Origin of the sequence: Bradyrhizobium hipponense (assembly GCF_008123965.1) — a bacterium.
Classification (GTDB): domain Bacteria; phylum Pseudomonadota; class Alphaproteobacteria; order Rhizobiales; family Xanthobacteraceae; genus Bradyrhizobium; species Bradyrhizobium hipponense.
This window is the reverse complement of the sequence record NZ_VSTH01000150.1, coordinates 23,508-45,285: the sequence shown is the minus strand read 5'-3', so window position 1 is coordinate 45,285 and position 21,778 is coordinate 23,508. Positions and strand designations below refer to the sequence as shown.

At 63.6% G+C, this 21,778-nt stretch carries 23 protein-coding genes; 10 read left to right on the top strand and 13 right to left on the bottom strand.

Translation table 11 applies throughout. The features are described from left to right. Positions 1–24: 24 nt before the first annotated feature. From FXV83_RS35630 to hisB, 6 genes are all read right to left on the bottom strand, one after another. Complete coding sequence (locus FXV83_RS35630; RefSeq protein ID WP_148744212.1) at positions 25–351, bottom strand: phosphoribosyl-ATP diphosphatase; 327 nt, start codon at positions 349–351, stop codon at positions 25–27. 76 nt (positions 352–427) lie between these two features. Next, the gene (gene hisF, locus FXV83_RS35625; protein ID WP_148744211.1) at positions 428–1,204 is read right to left on the bottom strand and encodes an imidazole glycerol phosphate synthase subunit HisF; all 777 of its coding nucleotides are present in this window, start codon (positions 1,202–1,204) and stop codon (positions 428–430) included. Between the two features lie 10 nt (positions 1,205–1,214). Further along, a complete protein-coding gene (gene hisA / locus FXV83_RS35620; RefSeq protein WP_148744210.1) occupies positions 1,215–1,946 on the bottom strand; it encodes a 1-(5-phosphoribosyl)-5-[(5-phosphoribosylamino)methylideneamino]imidazole-4-carboxamide isomerase in 732 nt (243 codons plus the stop codon). Positions 1,947–2,103: 157 nt separating this feature from the next. Then, positions 2,104–2,754 (bottom strand): imidazole glycerol phosphate synthase subunit HisH, encoded by a 651-nt coding sequence (gene hisH / locus FXV83_RS35615; protein ID WP_148744209.1) that lies wholly within the window; start codon positions 2,752–2,754, stop codon positions 2,104–2,106. Next, the gene (locus tag FXV83_RS35610) at positions 2,751–3,281 is read right to left on the bottom strand and encodes a DUF2628 domain-containing protein (protein ID WP_148744208.1); all 531 of its coding nucleotides are present in this window, start codon (positions 3,279–3,281) and stop codon (positions 2,751–2,753) included. Before FXV83_RS35610 ends, hisH begins: the two co-directional genes overlap by 4 nt. Positions 3,282–3,344: 63 nt before the next feature. Further along, complete coding sequence (gene hisB / locus FXV83_RS35605; protein ID WP_148744207.1) at positions 3,345–3,938, bottom strand: imidazoleglycerol-phosphate dehydratase HisB; 594 nt, start codon at positions 3,936–3,938, stop codon at positions 3,345–3,347. A gap of 269 nt (positions 3,939–4,207) precedes the next feature. On the opposite strand from hisB, the gene hslV reads away from it, so the two are divergent. From hslV to FXV83_RS35580, 5 genes are all read left to right on the top strand, one after another. Continuing rightward, the gene (gene hslV / locus FXV83_RS35600) at positions 4,208–4,768 is read left to right on the top strand and encodes an ATP-dependent protease subunit HslV (protein ID WP_148744206.1); all 561 of its coding nucleotides are present in this window, start codon (positions 4,208–4,210) and stop codon (positions 4,766–4,768) included. Positions 4,769–4,954: 186 nt separating this feature from the next. Continuing rightward, positions 4,955–5,440, top strand: coding sequence for a GNAT family N-acetyltransferase (locus FXV83_RS35595; protein WP_148744205.1), 486 nt, complete (start codon positions 4,955–4,957; stop codon positions 5,438–5,440). Continuing rightward, positions 5,437–6,054 carry a DUF2585 domain-containing protein gene (locus FXV83_RS35590; RefSeq protein WP_148744204.1) on the top strand — a complete coding sequence of 206 codons (618 nt, stop codon included), beginning with the start codon at positions 5,437–5,439 and terminating at the stop codon, positions 6,052–6,054. The genes FXV83_RS35595 and FXV83_RS35590 overlap by 4 nt, the downstream gene beginning before the upstream one ends. A 52-nt stretch (positions 6,055–6,106) precedes the next feature. Further along, the gene (gene hslU / locus FXV83_RS35585) at positions 6,107–7,411 is read left to right on the top strand and encodes an ATP-dependent protease ATPase subunit HslU (protein WP_148744203.1); all 1,305 of its coding nucleotides are present in this window, start codon (positions 6,107–6,109) and stop codon (positions 7,409–7,411) included. A 219-nt stretch (positions 7,412–7,630) separates the two neighbouring features. Further along, a complete protein-coding gene (locus FXV83_RS35580) occupies positions 7,631–8,755 on the top strand; it encodes a hypothetical protein (RefSeq protein WP_148744202.1) in 1,125 nt (374 codons plus the stop codon). A gap of 175 nt (positions 8,756–8,930) precedes the next feature. Here the strand turns inward: FXV83_RS35580 and FXV83_RS35575 are convergent, their stop codons facing one another. From FXV83_RS35575 to FXV83_RS35565, 3 genes are read right to left on the bottom strand one after another with little or no spacing between them, the layout of a single operon-like run. Further along, on the bottom strand, positions 8,931–9,521 hold the full coding sequence (locus FXV83_RS35575) for a Smr/MutS family protein (RefSeq protein WP_148744201.1): 591 nt from the start codon (positions 9,519–9,521) through the stop codon (positions 8,931–8,933). Further along, positions 9,518–11,065 carry a murein transglycosylase A gene (mltA, locus tag FXV83_RS35570; RefSeq protein WP_187436399.1) on the bottom strand — a complete coding sequence of 516 codons (1,548 nt, stop codon included), beginning with the start codon at positions 11,063–11,065 and terminating at the stop codon, positions 9,518–9,520. The genes FXV83_RS35575 and mltA overlap by 4 nt, the downstream gene beginning before the upstream one ends. Next, the gene (locus FXV83_RS35565) at positions 11,043–11,744 is read right to left on the bottom strand and encodes a Tim44/TimA family putative adaptor protein (protein ID WP_148744200.1); all 702 of its coding nucleotides are present in this window, start codon (positions 11,742–11,744) and stop codon (positions 11,043–11,045) included. Before FXV83_RS35565 ends, mltA begins: the two co-directional genes overlap by 23 nt. 404 nt (positions 11,745–12,148) lie before the next feature. Between FXV83_RS35565 and secB the strand changes: the two genes are divergently transcribed. Then, positions 12,149–12,631, top strand: coding sequence for a protein-export chaperone SecB (gene secB / locus FXV83_RS35560; RefSeq protein WP_148744199.1), 483 nt, complete (start codon positions 12,149–12,151; stop codon positions 12,629–12,631). Here secB and dnaQ read toward each other — a convergent pair. From dnaQ to FXV83_RS35540, 4 genes are read right to left on the bottom strand one after another with little or no spacing between them, the layout of a single operon-like run. Further along, the gene (dnaQ, locus tag FXV83_RS35555; RefSeq protein WP_148744198.1) at positions 12,628–13,344 is read right to left on the bottom strand and encodes a DNA polymerase III subunit epsilon; all 717 of its coding nucleotides are present in this window, start codon (positions 13,342–13,344) and stop codon (positions 12,628–12,630) included. The genes secB and dnaQ overlap by 4 nt on opposite strands. A 28-nt stretch (positions 13,345–13,372) precedes the next feature. Continuing rightward, positions 13,373–13,972, bottom strand: coding sequence for a dephospho-CoA kinase (coaE, locus tag FXV83_RS35550; RefSeq protein ID WP_148744221.1), 600 nt, complete (start codon positions 13,970–13,972; stop codon positions 13,373–13,375). Positions 13,973–13,995: 23 nt separating this feature from the next. Beyond that, positions 13,996–14,604, bottom strand: coding sequence for a Maf family protein (locus tag FXV83_RS35545; RefSeq protein WP_148744197.1), 609 nt, complete (start codon positions 14,602–14,604; stop codon positions 13,996–13,998). Positions 14,605–14,613: 9 nt separating this feature from the next. After that, positions 14,614–15,453 (bottom strand): pyruvate, water dikinase regulatory protein, encoded by an 840-nt coding sequence (locus FXV83_RS35540; RefSeq protein ID WP_148744196.1) that lies wholly within the window; start codon positions 15,451–15,453, stop codon positions 14,614–14,616. Positions 15,454–15,976: 523 nt separating this feature from the next. On the opposite strand from FXV83_RS35540, the gene hemJ reads away from it, so the two are divergent. The 4 genes from hemJ (at position 15,977) to mnmG (ending at position 21,676) form a co-directional block, all read left to right on the top strand. Then, on the top strand, positions 15,977–16,399 hold the full coding sequence (gene hemJ, locus FXV83_RS35530; RefSeq protein ID WP_148744194.1) for a protoporphyrinogen oxidase HemJ: 423 nt from the start codon (positions 15,977–15,979) through the stop codon (positions 16,397–16,399). A 246-nt stretch (positions 16,400–16,645) separates the two neighbouring features. Further along, positions 16,646–17,911, top strand: coding sequence for a transcription termination factor Rho (gene rho / locus FXV83_RS35525; RefSeq protein WP_148744193.1), 1,266 nt, complete (start codon positions 16,646–16,648; stop codon positions 17,909–17,911). 310 nt (positions 17,912–18,221) lie between these two features. Next, positions 18,222–19,553 (top strand): tRNA uridine-5-carboxymethylaminomethyl(34) synthesis GTPase MnmE, encoded by a 1,332-nt coding sequence (mnmE, locus tag FXV83_RS35520; RefSeq protein ID WP_148744192.1) that lies wholly within the window; start codon positions 18,222–18,224, stop codon positions 19,551–19,553. Positions 19,554–19,795: 242 nt separating this feature from the next. Then, entirely contained in the window at positions 19,796–21,676 is a 1,881-nt protein-coding gene (gene mnmG / locus FXV83_RS35515) for a tRNA uridine-5-carboxymethylaminomethyl(34) synthesis enzyme MnmG (protein ID WP_148744191.1), read from the top strand. Positions 21,677–21,778 lie beyond the last annotated feature (102 nt).

The window sequence follows — 21,778 nt, the reverse complement described above, 5'->3', positions numbered from 1 at the left end:
GCCGCCTTTCCGTTGCGACCTCAGCTAACTGCCGCCCTTGCGCGACGCCTTCTCTTCCAACCCGGACATCGAGGTTCGCTTGTCCAGCGCCGCCTCGACCTCTTCCAGCTTTACGCCGCGGGCCTTGAGCAGCACAAGGAAATGGTAGAGAAGGTCGGCGCCCTCGGCGATCAGATGCTCGCGATCGTTTTCGACTGCTGCGATTACGGTTTCGACTGCTTCCTCACCGAACTTCTTGGCGCAATGTTCGGCGCCCTTGTCCAGGAGCTTGCGGGTATAGGAGCCCTCGCCGCCGGCCGTCGCGCGGGCATCGATGGTGTCGGCCAGGTCGTGGATCGTGAAACGCGGCATACGGAATACTCAGAACACGCCCGGCTGGATCAGCCGGTCTCACCCACCGATGTAGCATTTTTTGGAACTGGAGTCGTCAGGGATCGAGACGCATGGGCAGGCCGCGCCGAGTCATGTGCTCCTTGGCCTCGCGGATGGTGAATTCCCCGAAATGGAAGATCGAGGCGGCCAGCACCGCCGTGGCGTGCCCGTCGCGAATACCGTCGACGAGGTGATCGAGATTGCCGACGCCGCCCGAGGCGATCACGGGAACGGGAACGCTGTCGGCGATCGCCCTGGTCAGGGGAATGTCGAACCCCTGCCTGGTGCCGTCGCGGTCCATCGACGTGAGCAAAATTTCACCAGCGCCGAGCGAGACCACTTCCTGGGCATATTCGATGGCGTCGATGCCGGTCGAATTGCGCCCGCCATGGGTAAAAATCTCCCAGCGGTCGGAGCCGCCTGGACGCTTGACCCGCTTGGCGTCGATCGCGACCACCACGCATTGCCCGCCGAACTTTTCGGCGGCTTCCTTGACGAACTCGCGCCGTGACACCGCGGCGCTGTTGATCGAGACCTTGTCGGCGCCGGAACGCAGCAATGTCCTGATGTCGTTGACCTCACGCACGCCGCCGCCCACGGTGACCGGCATGAAGCAGGCCTCGGCCGTGCGCCGGACCACGTCGAGCATGATGCCGCGGTTCTCGTGCGTCGCGGTGATATCGAGGAAGCAGAGTTCGTCGGCGCCGGCCGCATCATAGGCGATTGCCGCTTCGACGGGATCGCCGGCATCGCGCAGGTCGACGAAGTTGACGCCCTTGACGACCCGGCCGTCCTTGACGTCGAGGCAGGGGATCACACGCACCTTGAACATCTGATGTCTCCTAGGCCGCGGCGCGGATCAGCGTGAGGGCCGCAGCGGGATCGAGCCGGCCGTCATAGAGCGCGCGGCCGGCAATCGCGCCGGCGAGCTTTTTCGCTCGCGGCGTCAGCATCGCCTTGACGTCTTCGATCGAGGCGAGACCGCCGGAGGCGATTACGGGAATGGAGATCGCCTCCGCCAGCGCAATCGTGGCATCGAGGTTCAGCCCCTTGAGCAGGCCGTCGCGCGCGATGTCGGTGAAGATGATGGCGGCGACGCCGGCGTCCTCGAAACGCTGCGCGATTTCCAGCACGGTCACCTGCGAGGTCTCGGCCCAGCCTTCGACCGCGACCTTGCCGTCGCGGGCGTCTAACCCCACCGCGACGCGGCCGGGAAATTTCTTTGCGGCAGCCTTCACCAGCTCCGGATCGCGCACCGCGGCGGTGCCGATGATGACGCGGGTGATGCCCTTGGCAAGCCAGGCCTCGACGGTGGCGAGATCGCGAATGCCGCCGCCAAGCTGCACCGGGATCTTGATCCTCTTCAGCATTGCCTCGACAGCCTGCGCATTCACCGGCTTGCCTGCGAAGGCGCCATCGAGATCGACGACGTGAAGATATTCAAAACCTTGCTCTGCGAAGCTCTGCGCCTGCGCCGCGGGATCGAGGTTGAACACGGTCGCGCGCGCCATGTCGCCTTGCTCGAGGCGCACGCATTGGCCGTTCTTGAGGTCGATGGCGGGAAAGAGGATCATGTCGCACCTTCTCCCGTCCCCCTCATGGTGGGAACGGGGCTGTCAGCCATGCACTCCGTCATTGCGAGCGCAACGAAGCAATCCAGAGTCTTTCCGCGGAGACAGTCTGGATTGCTTCGCTGCGCTCGCAATGACGAGGTGAAAACAGTCGGAACCCTCACGGCTTCCATCGCAAAAAGTTCGAGATCAGGGCCAGGCCAAAGCGCTGGCTCTTCTCGGGGTGGAATTGCGTGCCGATGGCGGTGTCCTTGCCAACGATTGCGGTGACCGGCCCGCCGTAATCGGCGCGCGCGAGCACGTCCGCTTCATTGGCGGCATTGAGGTGATAGGAGTGCACGAAATAGGCGTGCTGGCCCTTTGGGCCGAGCGGCAGCCGCTCCAGCACCGGGTGCTCGCGCAGCACGTCGAGCGTATTCCAGCCCATGTGCGGGATCTTCAGGCTTTCGTCGCGCGGCGTGATCTTCTCGACGTCGCCGCCGATCCAGTTCAGGCCCTCGGTGATGACGTGCTCCTTGCCGCGCGTGGCGAACAGCTGCATGCCGACGCAGATGCCGAACATCGGCCGCGCCTTGACCCGCACCGCTTCGGTGATCGCCTCGACCATGCCGTTGACGGCGTCTAACCCGCGCCGGCAATCGGCGAAGGCGCCGACGCCCGGCAACACCAGACGATCGGCGCTGTAGGCCTGGTCCGGATCGCTGGTGACGAAGACCTTTTGCGGGTTTTCCAGGCTGCGCGCGGCGCGCTCGAAGGCCTTGGCGGCGGAATGCAGATTACCGGAACCGTAATCGATGATGGCGACGCTCACCTTGACCCTCCCGGTTCTGGAAATAATCCGATTATGCCGCCCGCCGGCAGCGGCGGTGGGCTGGAGAATTGCTGGCCCGGCACGTTGCGGGTCGGCGGCGGGCCACCGCGATCGACGGCCCATTGATCGTTGACGATGCCGCGCTGCTTCTGGCTCCAGCGCTCGAAGAAGCGCCGTTCGGCGGTGTCCTCATCATCGCCGACGACGACATCGAGCTGGTGCCAATTGCCGCGCGACAGTGTCCAGCGGCGCAGGCTCGAGGCTTCAAAACCCATCAGGAGCGCGACTATGATGTCGGCAAAGAAGATCGAGCCGCGGCCAACGCCGAGGCTGGACAGCCCGGCATTGAACGCGGCAACGAAGATCACCCAGCCGATCAGCGCCAGCCAGAGCCTGTTCCAAAGCAGCCAGATCGGACCGAACACCATCGCCCAGAAATGAAAACCGTCGCGCACGAAGACGAACTTGTCCGTCGCGCGAAGATCCGCCCCGCCGGGGGTGGGAGCATGAACTGTATAGACAGGCATGGTGATGCCCCGTTCTTCGAATTCAGTGAAACCGCAGGCGGCGCGCGCCGCCGGAGCGAGATGTCAGCCGCCGAGCGAGCCCTTGGTGGAGGGCACCTCGCCCGCCGCCTTCGGATCAATCGCGACCGCCGCCCGCAGCGCCCGCGCCAGACCCTTGAAGCAGGACTCCGCGATGTGGTGGCTGTTATCGCCATATAGGGTCTCGACGTGGAGAGTCACGCCAGCGTTCATGGCGAAGGCCTGGAACCACTCGCGCACCAGCTCGGTGTCGAACTCGCCGATCTTGTCGCGGGGGAAATCGACCTTGAACACCAGGACCGGACGCCCCGAGATGTCGATGACGACGCGCGACAGGGTCTCGTCCATGGGCATGTGGACGCCGGCATAGCGGGTGATGCCGGCCATGGTGCCGAGCGCCTGCTTGACCGCCTGGCCGAGCGCAATGCCGGTGTCTTCGGTGGTATGGTGATGATCAATGTGCAGATCACCCACCGCCTTGACCGTGAGGTCGATGCGGGAATGGCGGGCGAGGAGATCGAGCATATGGTCGAAAAAGCCGATGCCGGTCGCGATATTGGACACGCCGGTACCATCAAGGTTCACGGTCACCTCGATGTCGGTCTCCTTGGTCTTGCGCTTGATCGTCGCGGTGCGCATGGAAAGCTGGCTTTCGCTTCTACTTGAGCATGATCCTTCTCGGAAAACCGGTGCCCACTTTTCCGGATCATGCTCGCTTGGGGCCGAAAACGCCGGTCTTTTAACAGCCAAATGACGCCTTCGCTACTGCGGGATCGCCCTGGCAGGGCAGCAGTTGGGTCTATGGTGAGCGAAATTTGGGACCGGAGCGGTCCCGTTGTGCGTCGGTTATGCACTGGTTGTGACTTGGCTCCCGACCGCCTAGATCAGGCCGGACAACGAGGTATTTCATGCACAACCCCCAGAACAGCTCGCCGGTCTGGCACGGCACCACGATTTTGACCGTCCGCAAGGGCGGCAAGGTGGTGGTTGGCGGCGACGGTCAGGTCTCGATCGGCCAGACCGTGATCAAGTCCAACGCCAAAAAGGTCCGCAAGCTCGGCAAGGGCGACGTCATCGGCGGCTTTGCCGGTGCCACTGCCGACGCCTTCACGCTGTTTGAGCGCTTGGAAGCCAAACTCGAGCAATATCCGGGGCAATTGACCCGGGCCGCGGTCGAGCTTGCCAAGGACTGGCGCACCGACCGCTATTTGCGGCGGCTGGAGGCCATGATGATCGTGGCCGACAAGGATGTCTCCCTGGTCCTGACGGGCACCGGCGACGTGCTGGAGCCCGAGGCCGGGGTGATGGCGATCGGCTCCGGCGGCAATTACGCGCTGGCCGCCGCGCGGGCGCTGCTCGACACCGACAGGGAGGCCGAGGCCATCGTCCGCCGCTCGCTCGACATTGCCGCCGACATTTGCGTCTACACCAACCGCAACGTGACCATCGAGAGCCTGGCGAGCGGTTAGACTATGGGTTTGACGGACAAACCCGTCCGCGTGCTGGCTGTAACCTCTCCCGCTTGCGGGAGAGGTCGCGCCGAAGGCGCGGGTGAGGGCTCTCTCCTCATCGGGACTGTCCCATTGCGGAAGCACCCTCACCCCGACCCTCTCCCGCAAGCGGGAGAGGGAGCGCAGCACCGCCGTGGCCGCTAGATGACCATCGCCTACACCTTCCGCCCGATGACGACGGCCGACCTGCCGCTGGTCCGGCGGTGGCTTGGCGAAGCGCATGTGCGGGAATGGTGGGGCGATCCGGATGAGCAGTTTGCGCTCGTGAGCGGCGATCTCGACGAGCCGGCGATGGACCAGTTCATCGTGTTGGCCGGAATGCGGCCATTCGGCTATCTTCAATGCTATCACCTGACCGCCTGGAATACGGGATTCGGGCCGCAACCGGAGGGCACGCGTGGCATCGACCAGTTCATCGGCGAGAGCGACATGATCGCGCGCGGTCACGGCTCGGCATTCATCCGCCAGTTCGCCGATGCGCAGCTGCAGCAGGGCCTGCCGCGCATCGTCACCGATCCTGATGCGCTCAACCTGCGCGCCGTGCGCGCCTACGAGAAGGCCGGCTTTGTCCGCGATCGCATGGTCGAGACGCCCGACGGCCCGGCGCTGCTGATGGTGCGCGCGCCATGACGCTGGCAACCACGCACGAAGGCAAGGCCGCATTTCCGCCGCTCGCCTGGGTCGGCATCGCGCTGCTGCTGCTGGCGCTACAGGCATCGATCCTGGTCGCCATGGGGCGGGTGCCGATCTGCGCCTGCGGCACCATCAAGCTCTGGCATGGCGTGGTGAACTCTTCGGAGAACTCCCAGCACATCGCCGACTGGTACAGTTTCTCGCATGTGTTGCACGGCTTCCTGTTCTACGGATTGACATGGATCCTGTTCGCGCGGCTGCCGCTGCTGCGTCTTTCCTGGCCGGTACGGCTGATCATGGCCATGCTGATCGAAGGTGCCTGGGAGATCGTCGAGAATTCCCCGTTCATCATCGAGCGCTACCGCGCCGGCACGATCTCGCTGGACTATTACGGCGATAGCATTGTCAATTCGATCTCGGATACGACGTTCATGGTGCTGGGGTTTCTCGCCGCGCGCCTGCTGCCGGTCCCGGCGACCGTCGCGATCGGACTCGCCTTCGAAATCATGATGGCGCTCCATATTCGTGACAATCTGACGCTGAACATTCTGATGCTGATCCATCCGCTCGACGCCGTGAAACTTTGGCAATCCGGCCCACCGATCCTCTGACGGCCAAAAAAGCGGCTTGTCCCGGCCCGTCTCTGATCCTAGCTAAGGTCCCATGACAGACTTCTCCCCCCGCGAAATCGTTTCCGAACTCGATCGTTTCATCGTCGGCCAGACCGAAGCCAAGCGCGCGGTCTCGATCGCGCTGCGCAACCGTTGGCGCCGGCAGCAGCTCGAAGGTTCCTTGCGCGAGGAGGTGCTGCCGAAGAACATCCTGATGATCGGCCCGACCGGCGTCGGCAAGACAGAGATTGCGCGGCGGCTCGCCAAGCTTGCCAACGCGCCGTTCCTGAAGGTCGAGGCGACAAAATTCACCGAGGTCGGCTATGTCGGCCGCGACGTCGAGCAGATCGTGCGCGACCTCGTCGAGGTTGCGATCGCCCAGGTGCGCGAACGCAAGCGCAAGGACGTGCAGGCGCGGGCGCAGCTTGCCGCCGAGGAGCGCGTGCTCGACGCGCTGGTCGGGGCCAATGCCAGCGCCGCGACGCGGGAATCGTTCCGCAAGAAGCTGCGCGCCGGCGAAATGAACGACAAGGAAATCGAGATCGAGACGCAATCCTCCGGCAGCGGTTTTCCGATGTTCGAAATACCGGGCATGCCTGGCGCGCAGATGGGCGCTGTCTCGATCGGCGATATCTTCGGCAAGCTCGGGGGCCGCAGCAAGACGCGGCGGCTGACGGTGGAGAGCTCGCACGAGATCCTCGTCAACGAGGAATCCGACAAGCTGCTGGACAACGACCAGTTGACCCAGGAGGCGATCGGCGCGGTCGAGAACAACGGCATCGTGTTTCTCGACGAGATCGACAAGATCTGCGCGCGCGACGGCCGCGTCGGCGGCGACGTCTCGCGCGAAGGCGTGCAGCGCGACCTGTTGCCGCTGATCGAGGGCACCACGGTCTCGACCAAGCATGGCGCGGTGAAGACCGACCACATCCTGTTCATTGCCTCCGGCGCCTTCCACGTCGCCAAGCCGTCGGACCTGTTGCCGGAATTGCAGGGACGGCTGCCGATTCGCGTCGAGTTGCAGGCGCTGACGCGCGACGACCTGCGGCGTATCCTGACCGAGCCCGAGGCCTCGCTGATCAAGCAATATGTCGCCTTGATGCAGACCGAAGGCGTGACGCTCGACATCACCGACAACGCCATCGATGCGCTGGCCGACGTCGCGGTGGCCGTGAATTCGACGGTCGAGAACATCGGCGCCCGGCGGCTGCAGACCGTGATGGAACGGGTGCTGGACGAAATCTCCTTCAGCGCACCCGACCGCAACGGCGAGACCGTCCGGATCGACGCCGACTACGTGCAGAAGCACGTCGGCGACCTCGCCAAGAACGCCGATCTGAGCCGGTTTATTTTGTAATCCGGCCGAGGTCGGCTATCTATCCCGCCGTCGTCCTGGCGAAAGCCAGGACCCATTACCACCAGCGGTATTTGGTAGAAAAGACGGCGGCCCCAGCTTTGCCTCAAACAGACATTCGTGGCTATGGGTCCCGGATCGGCGCTCGCTTTGGACAACGCTGCGCGTTGCCGGATCGCTTGTCCGGGACGACAGCGGAGTTTTGCGCGCCGAAGGTGCCACGTGCGCGCTAGCATCCTGCAAAATCCCTGGCGGATCCTGCTCGCGATCAACGCCGCGGTCATCGTCGGCGTCTTCGTCCACAAGATTCAGCTGCCGCCCTACGTCCCCTATATCCATCTCCTCGTCGACTATCATTTCGGCTTCATCAAGCGCGCGCTGATCGGGGCGATCGTCGCGCTGTTCACCGCGAGGGTGCCGGTGTGGCTGGTGTTCGCGCTCGGCGGCGTGACGTGGCTTGCCACGCTCGCTTTGTTCGCCAAACTATTCCAGAACACGTTCGGCTTCGCTGCCAAGACGTTGCCGCTGTTCATCTTCATCGCGGGCTCGCCGTTCTTCCTGAAGAACTTCATGCACACGCTCGGCCATTTCGACATCTATGGCTGCGCGCTGGCGATCATCCTGCTGTTGATGCCGGCGGGCTCCCTCCTGTTCGTGGCGACGGCCGCGACGTTCTCGATCGTCCTGATCCTAATCCACCACATTCATCTGCTGATGTATGTGCCCACGATCATCACCATCGTCGTGATCAGGCATTACCTCGCGCACGGCTGCAATCGCGTCAATTTCGCGTTCGGCATTGTCGCCTTGCTCATCGTCTCTGCACTGTTCTTCGCCGCGCAGTTTCTGGGAACGATGCCGATCCCCGAGACGGATTTTGTCGCATACCTGAAAAGCCGGATAGCCGATTCCTCGCGCACCGACCTGCTGCAATTCAGCTACATCTGGTACCAGCCGCTGGCGAAGGAGATTGCGGATACTTGGGGCCGCCTGCCGCACAACATCCTCGGCGTGCCCGTATTCGCGCTGCTGATCTGGCTGCACATGCCGCTGTGGCACTACTTTGCGAACCTGATCGGCGCCCTTGCCAGCGAGGTGCACCGCCGCCTGGTGATCGCGGCACTGGTCGCCGTCAGCTTCGCCTATCTCGTGATGTTCGCGATGGTATTCGACTATTCGCGCTGGATCTCGAACTGGGCGGTCTGCATGTTCCTGATCCTGCATGCCGTGAAGATGCTGCCGGCCGCGCGGACGGTGCCGCCGATTCCGGCGGACGATCGGGCGACGAATATCTTCGGTCTGATCATCACGCTGATCCCGCGCGTCGGAATCGTGCGGCCGTTCTAAGGTCTCGCAAGGACACGCCTAGCTGCGGCAGCGGCAGTGCGCTCCCTCTCCCGCTTGTGGGAGAGGGCTGGGGAGAGGGTGTCTCCGCGGAGAGATTCCCAATGAGGAGACAGCCCTCACCCGGCGCTTCGCGCCGACCTCTCCCGCAAGCGGGAGAGGTGAACCGAGCGCGCAGCTAGAATCTCGCACGCCTGATCCGCACATAAAGCGCGCCCTCGCCGCCATGGCCGAGACCCGCCTCCTCGAAGCCGACGACGAAGGCGCGGAATTCCGGCAGGCTCAGCCATTCCGGCACCTGGCGGCGCAGCACGCCGCTTTCGCCGCCGCTTCGTCCCTTGCCGGTGATGACGAGCACGAAGGTCAGGCCGTCATGGTGGGCGCGCTGGAGGAAGCCGGACAATGCGCGATGGGCGCGCGTCTGGGTCATGCCGTGCAGATCCAGCCGCGCCTCGATCTCGCTGCGGCCGCGCGACAGTTTTGTCCGCTCGCGCTTGCCGAGCGGCGCCAGCGGCGGCACCGACAGTTTCGCGGCACGTGGTGCCGGCGCAGCGGCAACCGGCCTTGCCGGCGGCGCGGGCTTGCCCACCGGCGCTGGAGGCAAGGGTTCGGCGCGCGGCGCAGCGTGCAGTTTCGCGGCACGATGCTTCCGCAGCGGCTTGACCTGCTTTGCGACGAACTCCCACAGCTCGCGGTCTTCCTCGCTCAGCGCGCGGCGGCGCGGCGAGGGACGGACATCCAGCACGGGCGGGCGCGACGATCGCTTCATTGCCGGTGGGGACGATTCTTCGCCGGCCGGCGCGGTTCGCGGACCGGCTCGATCACAGGGCGCGGTGCCGGTAGCGGGACCGCGCTCGCAGCGGCGACCGTATCGCCCTTGGGTTGAGTCGCGGCTGCGGCGGGCGTGGCCGGCTTGGCCGAATCCTTCGCGGGATCGGTTTGCGGAAACAGCTTTGCGATCCTCTCCGACGGCCGCGGATCCGGCACGGGCAGCCTTGCGCCGCGGGCGACGGGATCGACGCTCTTCGGCACCAGCATCACGAAGTGCATGGCGTGGCGCAGCCGGCCCGAGACGCGGCCGGCTTCCTGGCCCGCGCCAAAATAGAGATCGGCGCGCGCAGGTCCAATGATGGCCGAGCCGGTGTCCTGCGCGATCATCAGGCGATGGAACGGGGTCTTGGCGCGTTCGGAATCGATCGGCAGCTCGCCTTCGATGAAGAACGGCGTGCCATAGACGTGAAGCGATTTGTCGACGGCGATCGAGCGGCCGGCCGTCAGCGGAATGCCTTGCGCGCCGACTGCCTCGTCCTTGTCGGACAAATTGACCTCGCGGAAGAAGATGTAGGAGCGGTTCTGGCGGCGCAGCTCCTTGGCGCCATCGGGATTCTGCGCCATCCACTCCCTGATCTTCTGCATCGACATCTCCTCCTTCGGGATGATGCCGCGCTCGATCAGGACGCGCCCCACGGCGGTGTAGGGATAGCCGTTATAGGCGTCGTAGTTGAGCCGGACCGTGGTGCCGTCGTCGAACTTGATTCGGGCCGAGCCCTGGATCTGCGCGAACAGCAGATCGGTCGGGTCCTTGAGCCAGGCGATCTCCAGCCCGCGGCCGGCGATCTTGCCGTCCTCGATCTCGCCGCGATCGTAGTAAGGCACCAGCTTGCGGCGGCCGACCTTGCGGTAGACCGGGCCCTTGTTGGGCAGGCTGACCGAGTCCTGCTTGTAGCCGCGCACGAACAAGTTGGAGGGCCGGCGATAGACGGGAACGTTGTAGACATCGGTCTGCGTGCGCGAACCGTCAAGCACCGGCTCGTAATAGCCGGTCACGAACCCGTCGGGCTCGCCGAGCCGCGAGACCCGCAGCGGCGCGAAATTCTCCTCGAAAAAGGCCTTCGCCCTGGCGTCGTCGGTGAGTTCGAGCGATTTGACGATACGGCAGGGCTCACTCAGCGAGGCGCCCAAAGCCTTGTACTCGATCTTGGCTTCGGCCGCGGCTGTCTGCGCATTGATCGAACGGCAGCTGGCGCGGAAAGTCTTGTAGGCGGCGAGATGATCGTCGTCGCTCCAGCCCTTCACGTCGGCCCAGGTCAGCGGCAAATATTGCGCGCCGGGAATTTCGAACGGCAGGGGGAGCTGCGGATAGGGCAAGACCCGCGCGGGAACGGCAGGCAATTCGGGATGATGATGGTGGCTGCGATAGTGGCGCCGCGCCGCCTCGGCGCCGAGCGAAAACGACGATAGCGCAACGACACCGGCGCACAGCGCCGCCGCGCTCGTCTTCAAGAAAGCCTTAATTCGCGCTTCCGGTGCCAACCAGCTTCCAGTTCGGATCGCGAGAGGTGATGTCGCGGGCGAAAGTCCAGATGTCGGTGATGTCGGCGACCGTGTCGGCGCTGCCGTCGACGATGTTGCCGGCCTTGTCGCGGGTGGCCGAGATCATCTGCGAGACGAAGCGCACGGTGAGCTGTCCGGTGCGGTCGCGCAACTCGGCGCCGACGAGCTCGGCCTTGTCGATCGAGACGAAGCGCGTCTCGGTCTTCCGCTCGTTCTTCTCGCGTTCCTTAATCGCCGCGTCGAAGCTCTCAAAGACCTCCGACGACAGGAGATCGCGCAGCGCGCGCCGGTCGCCATTGGCGAAGGCCAGCACGATCATCTCGTAGGCGCCGCGGGCGCCGGACAGGAAGTGCCGCGGATCGAAGGTGGAATCCTTCTCGACGATAGCGTCAAGGCCCTGCGCCAGCGCGGTGCCCGGCTCGGTCAGATCCTTCCAGCGATCGGAGGGCGGGGCCGGCTCGGTCGTCGGCGCCAGCGGAGCCTGGTCGATCACCTTGCCCGGCATGGTCACGACGTTCTTGTCCTGGGCACCCAGCGCATTGCGGGCGGTGCGGTCGAACGGCGGCCGCTCATTGCCGGTCCGCTGCCCCAGCACACTACGCAGCCGCAGGAAGATAAAGACCGCCAGCGCTAGGAAGATGATGGTGTAGATGTCCACGTCGTATTCGCTTTCTGGTCTTTTCAGGAAGTCACTGCCGGGAAAATCGATCCGGCCAGTAGACCGTTCTACGCGGGAACGGCAAGTCTACGTCACCATTTGGTTTGGCTCCGCGCGTCACGTCCGCCGGATGTAGGCACGAAATCTTGCCCGGCCAATGGCGCCTTTTGGCACAGAGGCAAGTGTAGCGCGTTTTATGCTTAAGGGGAAACCCGATCCTGTCCGGAAATCGCGCATCTTCAATCGTTTACGGCGCCCTTCGGCCAGGAAGCCGGCTCGAACGTCACAGTTGTGGCGACGAGCCGGCGATCCCCTCCAGGATCGTTCGTCCTTGTGGAACGAGGTGGCCCTATGTTAGCCAACCGCCGCGAAATTCAGCCCCATCGGGTTAAGGAGAGACTTTCATGACCAACGGTAACGGCACCCCTCCCGAGGCGGCCCAGGCTCCCCAGCTCAACGTGCTGGCCCAGTATACCAAGGACCTCTCGTTCGAAAACCCGAACGCGCCGAGCTCGCTCCAGTCCCAGGGCCAGCCGCCCCAGATCAACATCCAGATCAACGTCAGCGCCAATAACCTCAGCGAACAGGAGTTCGAGGTGACGCTGTCGGTCGAAGGCAAGGCCGAAACCGCGGGCAAGGTGATGTTCTCGTTCGAGCTCGCCTATGCCGGCGTGTTCCGGATCTCCAACGTGCCGAAGGAGAATCTGCATCCGCTGGTCATGATCGAATGCCCGCGGCTGTTGTTCCCCTTCGCGCGCGAGATCATCGCGACCGCAGTCCGCGACGGCGGGTTCCCGCCTCTGATGCTGGACCCGGTCGATTTCGTCGGTCTCTATCGCCAGAACATGGAGCGGCAAATGGCCGCTCAGCCGAGCGGTCAGGCCTAACCGGCCGGATTGACCGCCAGAGCCGGCAGGAACTCGTTCCAGATCGCCTTGTCGCCGAGCGTGGCAATGAAGGCCCGGTGGGCCTCGCGCTCGGCGTCTGAAATCCGCGGCGCAAGCGGCACGGTCCGCTGTCGCCGTGTGACTTCCCCGGTCGCACCGACGCGAATCTCGTCGCTGTCCGAGGCCAGGATCAGTTGCGACTGCCGCGCCCCGATCAGATCGATATAGACTTCAGCCAGCAACTCGGCGTCGAGCAGCGCGCCGTGCTTGGTGCGGTGCGAATTGTCGATCGCATAGCGCGAGCAGAGATCGTCGAGCCGGTTCGACACGCCGGGATGCTTGCGCCGCGCCAGCAACAGCGTATCGACCAGCCGATCGCGTGGGATAGCTGCCTTCTTGATGCGGTCGAGCTCGGCATTGATGAAGCTGATGTCGAACGAGGCGTTGTGGATCACCAGCGGCGCATCGCCGATGAACGCGATGAATTCGTCGACGACCTCGTGAAACAGCGGCTTCGTCGCCAGAAATTCGCTCGACAGCCCGTGCACCGCAAAGGCTTCCGCCGGCATGTCCCTTTCCGGATTGATGTAGACGTGAAACGTCTGTCCGGTCGGCATGCGGTTGAAAATCTCGACGCAGCCGATCTCGACCAGGCGATCGCCGCGCAGCGGATCGAGGCCGGTGGTTTCGGTGTCGAGAACGATTTCGCGCATGTTTTGACAAGCCGTATGAGACGGCGAATCAGGCTCGCCGCTGCGGCATCTTAACGACCTCGGCCAGGATGTCCCTGATTTGCGCGCGCACTGGTTCAAGTCCGTATGACGTATCCACTACGAAATCGGCGCGTTTGCGCTTCTCGGCGTCGGGCGTCTGCTTGGCAATGATGGCGTCGAGCTTCGCCTCGTCCATCGTGCCTCGCGCCAGCACGCGCGCGCGCTGGAGTTCCGGCGAGGTCGACACCACGACCACCGCATCGACGCGCTTCTCACCGCCGGTTTCGAACAGCAGCGGAATGTCGAGGACCACGACCGGCGCCTTGGCCGCTTCTGCGTCGGCAAAGAACTTTTGCCGCGATGCGCCGAGCATGGGGTGGACGATCTGCTCCAGCTGCTTGATGGCGGCGGGATCGTGCACGACGCGCGCGGACAGTTTTTGTCGATCGACCTTGCCGTTGGCGGTGGTGCCGGGGAAGGCGGCCTCGATCGCCGGCGCCGCCTCGCCCTCATAGAGTTGATGGACGGCGGCATCGGCGTCGTAGACGGGAACGCCCGCCTCCGCGAACAATTTCGCGGTGGTGGATTTGCCCATTCCGATCGAGCCGGTCAGTCCCAGGATCCGCATCAGCGCACAGCCATCCCTGTCGTTCACACTGCAACTAGCCGTTCGTGCCGCAGGAACGCAAGCAGCGGCAGCAACGGCAGGCCGAGAATGGTGAAGTGATCGCCCTCTATGCGCTCGAACAGATGGATTCCCAGGCTCTCGAGCTGATAGGCACCGACGCTTGTCGTCACGGCGTCACCGGCAGTATCGAGATAGGCCTGAATCTCGGCTTCGGACATTTGCCGCATGGTCATGCGAGCCACCGAGACATCCTCGAAAACAACTTTGCCGGCGCGTGCCACGGCCACAGCCGAATTCAACGCGTGGCTCTTGCCGGCAAGCTCGCGCAATTGCATCATGGCCTGAGCGCGTCCGGCAGGCTTGTTGAAAAGACGATTCCCTAGAGCCAGGGTCTGGTCGGCGCCGATCACGTAACTTTCCGGATGATGCGCCGATACGGCCTTGGCCTTTTCACAGGCCAGCAGCAAAGCGATCTCGCGCGGGCTTGAAAGCTTGGAGGCCGCCTCGATTTCGCGTTCGTCAATGTCGGCCGTAATCGCCTTGAACTCCAGCCCGGCATTGGCCAGCAGCAATTTGCGCGCGCCGCTTTGCGAGGCCAGGATCAATGGAGATTTGCCGCGCCAGAGAGCCATCGCGAAAACTTATTCCGAGGGTCGGTTGCGCTGGCGATCACTGTAAAGCTTCATGATCGCCGCGGCGGTTTCCTCGATCGACCGTCGCGTGACGTCAAGCAGCGGCCAATCGTGCTTGGCGCTCAGCTTGCGCGCGAACGCGACCTCTTCGGCCACCGCCTGCCGGTCGGTATAGGTGTCGCTGCTGGAATCGGCGCCCATGGAGAGCAAGCGGTTCTGCCGCACCTGGATCAGGCGCTCCGGCGTCGCGTGCAGGCTCACCACCAGCGGCCGGATCAGCGTTTCCAATTGCGCCGGCACGGGAATGCCCGGCACCAGCGGCACGTTGGCGGTGCGGATGCCGCGATTGGCGAGATAGATCGACGTCGGCGTCTTCGAGGTCCGGGAGACACCGACGAGCACGACGTCGGCGTCCTCGAGCCCTTCGACATGCTGGCCGTCGTCATGGATCATGGTGTAGTTCAGCGCGTCGATGCGCTTGAAATATTCGGCGTTGAGGACGTGCTGGGCGCCGACCCGGCCGGTCGTCGCTGCGCCGAGATAAGCCTCGAACAACTGCATCACCGGCCCGATGATCGACAAGCTCGGAACGTTGATGTTCTTGCACTTGTCCTCGAGCCGCGAAACCAGATCCTTCTCCAGCAGCGTGAACAGCACGATGCCGGGCGCCTCCTCGATCTCGTCGAGCACGCGATCGAGCTGCTTCTGGCTCCGCACCAGCGGATAGACATGCTCGACCGGCGTCACATTGGCGTATTGCGCGGCGACCGCACGCGCGACGGTGATCAGCGTCTCGCCGGTGGAGTCGGAGACCAGGTGCAGATGGAAATAATTGTTCGATGTCGGCACAAAAACTCTTTGTATGGAGGCGGGGCGGTTTGTGGATTTCTGTGGACCTTAACGTCTCGGAAAGGGTTGCGCGACACCACGGGCGGGATAACCGCCAATTTTGTTCACACCCCTGCCCGTCGGAACAAGTTCAGCGTCCGCGCAACGCAGAATCTGAATTGCGCGGACAACCCCGTTGATAGGCTGCCGACAGCCGTGCGCAAGCCCTTGAGGCTGGACGACTTATCCGGTCACGCCGGACCTTCGCGGGACATGTTGATGGATGTGAACAAACGCGCGTGAAGTGGCGGACGGAATTGTGTGAGTCCAATTCACGGTCACTCAGACTCAAACCTTAAGATTCTAAAAGTTTTAGGTTTAGAAGAGCCGAGCGCGAGGATATGTGTGTGCGCCCGCATCTATGAATGAATTCTTACCGACGACGGTCTATCCACCGATTGCTGAGCCAGACCATTTTCGAGCGAAGTGGATCCCGCTTCGCGGTAAGAAAACGCGTCAAAACACGAAGTGGGGTTTTTCCGGCATGTACGAATGGATCAAAGCGCTGCACGTGATCGCTGTCATCTCCTGGATGGCGGGCATGCTCTACCTGCCGCGGCTGTTCGTCTATCACTGCGAGGCGGAGGTCGGCTCGAAGCAGTCGGAAACCTTCAAGGTCATGGAACGCCGGCTGCTCAAGGCGATCATCAACCCCGCGATGATCGTCACCTGGGTCGCCGGGCTCTACCTCGCCTGGTCCGGCAATTGGTTCGCCTCGCCCTGGTTGCACGTAAAACTGGCACTGGTCCTGGCGATGTCGGCGGTCCACGGCTTTTTTTCGCGCTGGCTGAAGGATTTCGCTGCCGACCGGCGCCCGCGGAGTCAGAAATTCTATCGAATTATCAACGAGGTGCCGACCGTCCTGATGATCTTGATCGTCATCATGGTGATCGTGAAGCCGTTCTAGGCAGCGTTCACGATCGATCGCTCAGCGCTTCGGCTTGCGGAGTGAAGAGCGATTTTCTATATTAGCGATATCCCACCCAACGCAGGCGGATGTGGTCGTGTCCGAGCTTTCCAGAGGCCGGACGCCGCATCGGGTTTGAAGCCTCACCGGCGCTCACCTTGCCAGACCTGCGGACCTTACCTTCTCGCGTCCGCATTTCAGAGCCTCCTCGCACCCCTCCCAAGGTTACCCCACAGGACCACCCCAATGCGGGAAATTAAACTCCAGGACCTCAAGTCGAAAACCCCGGCCGAGCTCGTCTCGTTCGCGGAAGAGAACGGGGTCGAGAATGCCAGCACCATGCGCAAGCAGGAGCTGCTGTTCGCCATCCTCAAGCAGCTCGCGCTCGCGGAAACCGACATTGTCGGCGAGGGCGTCGTCGAGGTGCTGTCCGACGGCTTCGGCTTCCTGCGCTCGCCGGACGCCAATTATCTGCCGGGCCCGGACGATATCTACGTTTCGCCCTCGCAGATTCGCCGCTTCGGCCTGCGCACCGGCGACACCCTCGAAGGCCATATTCGCAGCCCGAAAGAGGGCGAACGCTACTTTGCGCTGCTGAAGGTCAATACGCTCAATTTCGAGGATCCGGAAAAGGCCAAGCACAAGGTCAATTTCGACAACCTCACGCCGCTGTTTCCGAATCAGCGTTTCCGCATGGAAATCGATGACCCGACGCGGAAAGACCTTTCCGCAAGGGTGATCGACATTGTCGCGCCGATCGGCAAGGGCCAGCGCGCGCTGATCGTGGCGCCGCCGCGCACCGGCAAGACGGTGCTGATGCAGAACATCGCGCACTCGATCGCGCACAATCATCCCGAGTGCTATTTGATCGTGCTCTTGATCGACGAGCGTCCGGAAGAGGTCACGGATATGCAGCGCTCGGTGAAGGGCGAGGTCGTCTCCTCGACCTTCGACGAGCCGGCGGTGCGCCACGTCCAGGTCGCCGAGATGGTGATCGAGAAGGCCAAGCGCCTGGTCGAGCATGGCCGCGACGTGGTCATCCTGCTCGATTCGATCACGCGCCTCGGCCGCGCCTACAACACCGTGGTGCCGTCATCCGGCAAGGTGCTGACCGGCGGCGTCGACGCCAACGCGTTGCAGCGGCCGAAGCGCTTCTTCGGTGCCGCCCGCAACATCGAGGAGGGTGGCTCGCTGACGATCATCGCGACCGCGCTGGTCGATACCGGTAGCCGCATGGACGAAGTCATCTTCGAAGAGTTCAAGGGCACCGGTAACTCGGAACTGATCCTGGACCGCAAGGTTTCGGACAAGCGCACCTTCCCGGCGATCGACATTTCGCGCTCCGGCACCCGCAAGGAGGAGCTCATCACCGATCCGGTGTTGCTGAAGAAGATGTATGTGCTCCGCCGCATCCTGAACCCGATGGGCACGATGGACGGAATCGACTTCCTGCTCGACAAGCTCCGCAGCACCAAGAGCAATTCCGAGTTCTTTGACTCGATGAATACGTGAGTGCAGTGCAGCAACGGACGGAAGGGCGCCTTCGGGCGCCCTTTTCATTTGTGCAGCTTTGCTGCGGCGAAGGTGCAGCATGACTGGCGGCTCAAGAGCTGGTTTCGAGGCCATTCTAGTCTTTGATCTTACCTCGAAATTGTTGTGTTGAGCTGAGGACCGGTGCTGCGGCAGAGGTTTTGTGCAGCAAATTTCCACATTTATATTGCACTGCAATAAATGCGTTTGCTGCAGGTCGGGTGCAGCAATCGGGCTGCAGAACGCTGAAAACGGATATTTGCCTTTTCGCGGCCAGCCGGACAAATAGGCCATGCATCCGGGAGATCAGACCATCTTCGCGTTGTCGTCCGGCCGGCCGCCGAGCGCGATCGCCGTGGTACGCGTCTCCGGATCGCAGGCCGGGCAGGCGCTGACAACGCTGGCGGGGACGCTGCCGGCGGCAAGGCTGGCGAGCCGGCGTCTGCTCCGTGACGCGTCCGGGCAACCGATCGATGATTCCGTCGTGCTCTGGTTTCCGGGGCCGGCGAGCGCGACGGGCGAGGACGTTGCCGAATTTCACGTCCATGGCGGCCGCGCGGTGCTCTCGGCGCTCCTTGCCGCAATTTCTGACATTCCGAATATGCGTGCGGCCGAGCCAGGCGAATTCACCCGGCGCGCCTTCGAGAACGGCAAGCTCGATCTCACTGAGGCCGAGGGCCTCGACGATCTTATCCATGCCGACACCGACCGCCAGCGCCGTCAGGCGCTGCGTCAGTTGCAGGGCTTGCTCGGCAATCGTGCGCGGGACTGGCGTGAGCGGATCATCGAAGCGTCCGCGCTGATCGAGGCCGGCATCGATTTCTCGGACGAGGCTGATGTACCGGCCGAGCTGATGGCGCCGGCGATGCAGGCAATCAAGGCGCTGCAGGCCGAAATCGCAGAAGTCCTTGCGGCACAGGGCCAGGCTGAACGCCTGCGAGACGGCCTCGTCGTCGCGATTGCCGGCCCGCCGAATGTCGGCAAATCGACCCTGATCAACCAGCTCGCGCGCCGCGAGGTCGCGATCGTCTCTCCGCATGCCGGCACGACGCGCGACGTGATCGAGGTCCAGCTTGATCTCGACGGCTATCCGGTCACGGTGATCGACACCGCCGGCATTCGCGAAGCGGATGATCCGGTGGAGCAGGAGGGTGTACGGCGAGCCAAAGCCCGCGCCGCCGACGCGGACCTCGTGCTTTGGCTGTTGGGTCCCGATTCGGGGGCGAATGAGCGGCTGCCGGCGTCCGTGCCGGTCTGGGCGATCCGCAACAAGATCGATCTGGAGGGTGGGGTCCCGACTGTCGTGGCTGCGGCGGACCGAACCTTCCCGATTTCGGCCCGGCGCGGCGACGGGTTGCCCGACCTGATCCAGGCGCTGGTCGGATTTGCCGCCGATTTCTTCGGGACCAGCGAGGGTGCATTGGTCACCCGCGTCCGTCAGCGCGATCTGCTGCGCCAGGCATTGGACAGCTTGCGCCGGAGTCTGGAGCATGTAGAAGACGGCGAGGAGCTGGCCGCCGAAGAGCTGCGCGCCGCCGCTTATGCTCTGGGCCGATTGTTGGGCCGGGTGGACGTCGAGGACGTCCTTGGCGCCATTTTTCAGAAGTTCTGCATCGGAAAGTAGCGCTAGTTCTTCATTGTAGGACTAGCGCTTGCTCCATTGCTTGGTTGTTTCACGTGAAACGGACTAAAGTGGTTCCAACCCGTTTCACGTGAAACACAATGATTTCAGGCGCTGAGCTACGGTGCATGGGGTTGTTTTGCGAAAACTGCATTGGGCTTTTTTTGAGCGTCCTGTTTCACGTGAAACATTCGACGACCGAGTTTCTACTTCCGGCTTTTTCCACTCTGAGCTAGAAGTCCGCCATGCGTACAGAGCGAGCGAACTTCGACGTCATCGTGATCGGCGGCGGCCACGCCGGCTGTGAAGCTGCGGCTGCCTCTGCCAGGATGGGCGCGACGACCGCCCTGGTGACGCATCGGTTCGCGACCGTCGGCGCCATGTCCTGCAATCCCGCCATTGGCGGTCTCGGCAAGGGTCATCTGGTTCGCGAGGTCGATGCGCTCGACGGTCTGATGGGCCGGGTCGCGGACGCCGGCGGCATCCAGTTCCGCGTTCTTAATCGCCGCAAGGGTCCTGCCGTTCGTGGACCGCGCGCCCAAGCTGACCGGAAGCTCTATGCGGCTGCGATGCAGGTTGCGATCTCTGAGACCAAGGGCCTTTCGCTGATCGAAGGCGAAGCTGACGAACTGATCGTGATCGATGGCCGGGTGACCGGACTGCGCCTGGCCGACGGTCGGGAGCTCGGGGCAGGGGCTGTCGTCGTCACCACCGGCACCTTTCTCCGCGGTCTGATCCATCTCGGCGAAAAGAATTGGCCGGCTGGCCGGGTCGACGAGGCGCCGGCGATGGGCCTGTCGGGCTCGTTCGAGCGTGCCGGCTTTACCTTGGGCCGCCTGAAAACCGGGACGCCGCCGCGCCTGGACGGGACCACAATCGACTGGCCCGCCGTCGAAATGCAGCCGGGAGACAATCCTCCGGAGCCGTTCTCGGTCCTGACCGAGCGGATCACCACGCCGCAGATCGAGTGCGGGATCACGCGGACCACGTCGGCGACCCATGAGGTGATCCGGGCCAATGTCCATCGGTCCCCGATGTATTCCGGCCAAATCAAGAGCTCCGGACCGCGCTATTGTCCCTCGATCGAGGACAAGATCGTCCGCTTCGGCGATCGCGATGGCCACCAGATCTTCTTGGAGCCGGAAGGACTCGACGATACGACGGTCTATCCCAACGGCATCTCCACCTCGCTGCCGGAGGACGTCCAGCTGGCAATCCTCGCCAGCATTCCCGGCCTGGAGCGGGTCAGGATGGTCCGGCCGGGCTATGCCATCGAATACGACCACGTCGATCCGCGCGAGCTCGATCCGACCCTCCAGACCAAGCGTTTGCGGGGCCTGTTCCTGGCTGGACAGATCAATGGCACCACCGGATATGAAGAGGCCGCCGGCCAGGGCATCGTGGCCGGGCTGAACGCGGCACTGGCCGCCAGCGGGGCCACGCTGACGGTGTTCGACCGCGCCGACGGCTATCTCGGCGTGATGATCGACGATCTCGTCACCCGCGGCATCAGCGAACCCTATCGGATGTTCACCTCGCGGGCCGAATACCGGCTGACTTTGCGCGCGGACAATGCCGACCAGCGTCTGACCGAGAAGGGCATTGCCTTGGGGTGCGTCGGAAGCGGCCGGACGCAGCATCACCGCGCCAAGATGGATGCTCTGAATGCAGCGCGGGCGCTTTCGAAGTCGCTGACCATCACCCCGAACGAGGCAATCAGGCATGGGCTGTCGCTGAACAGGGATGGCCAGCGCCGGTCGGCCTTCGAGCTGATGGCCTATCCCGACATCGGCTGGAGCCAGGTTCGCGCGATCTGGCCGGAGCTGTCCGTCATTGACCCCGTGATTGCCACCCATCTCGAGATCGATGCGAAATACGACGTCTATCTCGAGCGCCAAAGCGCCGATGTCGAAGCCTTCAGGCGCGACGAGGGATTGGTGTTGTCCGATGTCGACTACCAGCTGGTGCCCGGCCTCTCCAATGAGGTCCGCGCCAAGCTGGAGAAGGCGCGGCCGTTCACCGTCGGCCAGGCCGGCCGCATCGATGGCATGACACCGGCGGCGCTCGGCATCCTCGCGGCCTATCTCCGCCGCGAAGCACGGAAGACTTCCAAAGCAATCGCATAGGCGTTTCACGTGAAACAGCGCGGGCCGGCAGGCGGCAGACCTTCATCGCCAGAGCCTAAGGCGGGCGAGGGCGCGGGACATCGACCCGGATCGGTCCCGATC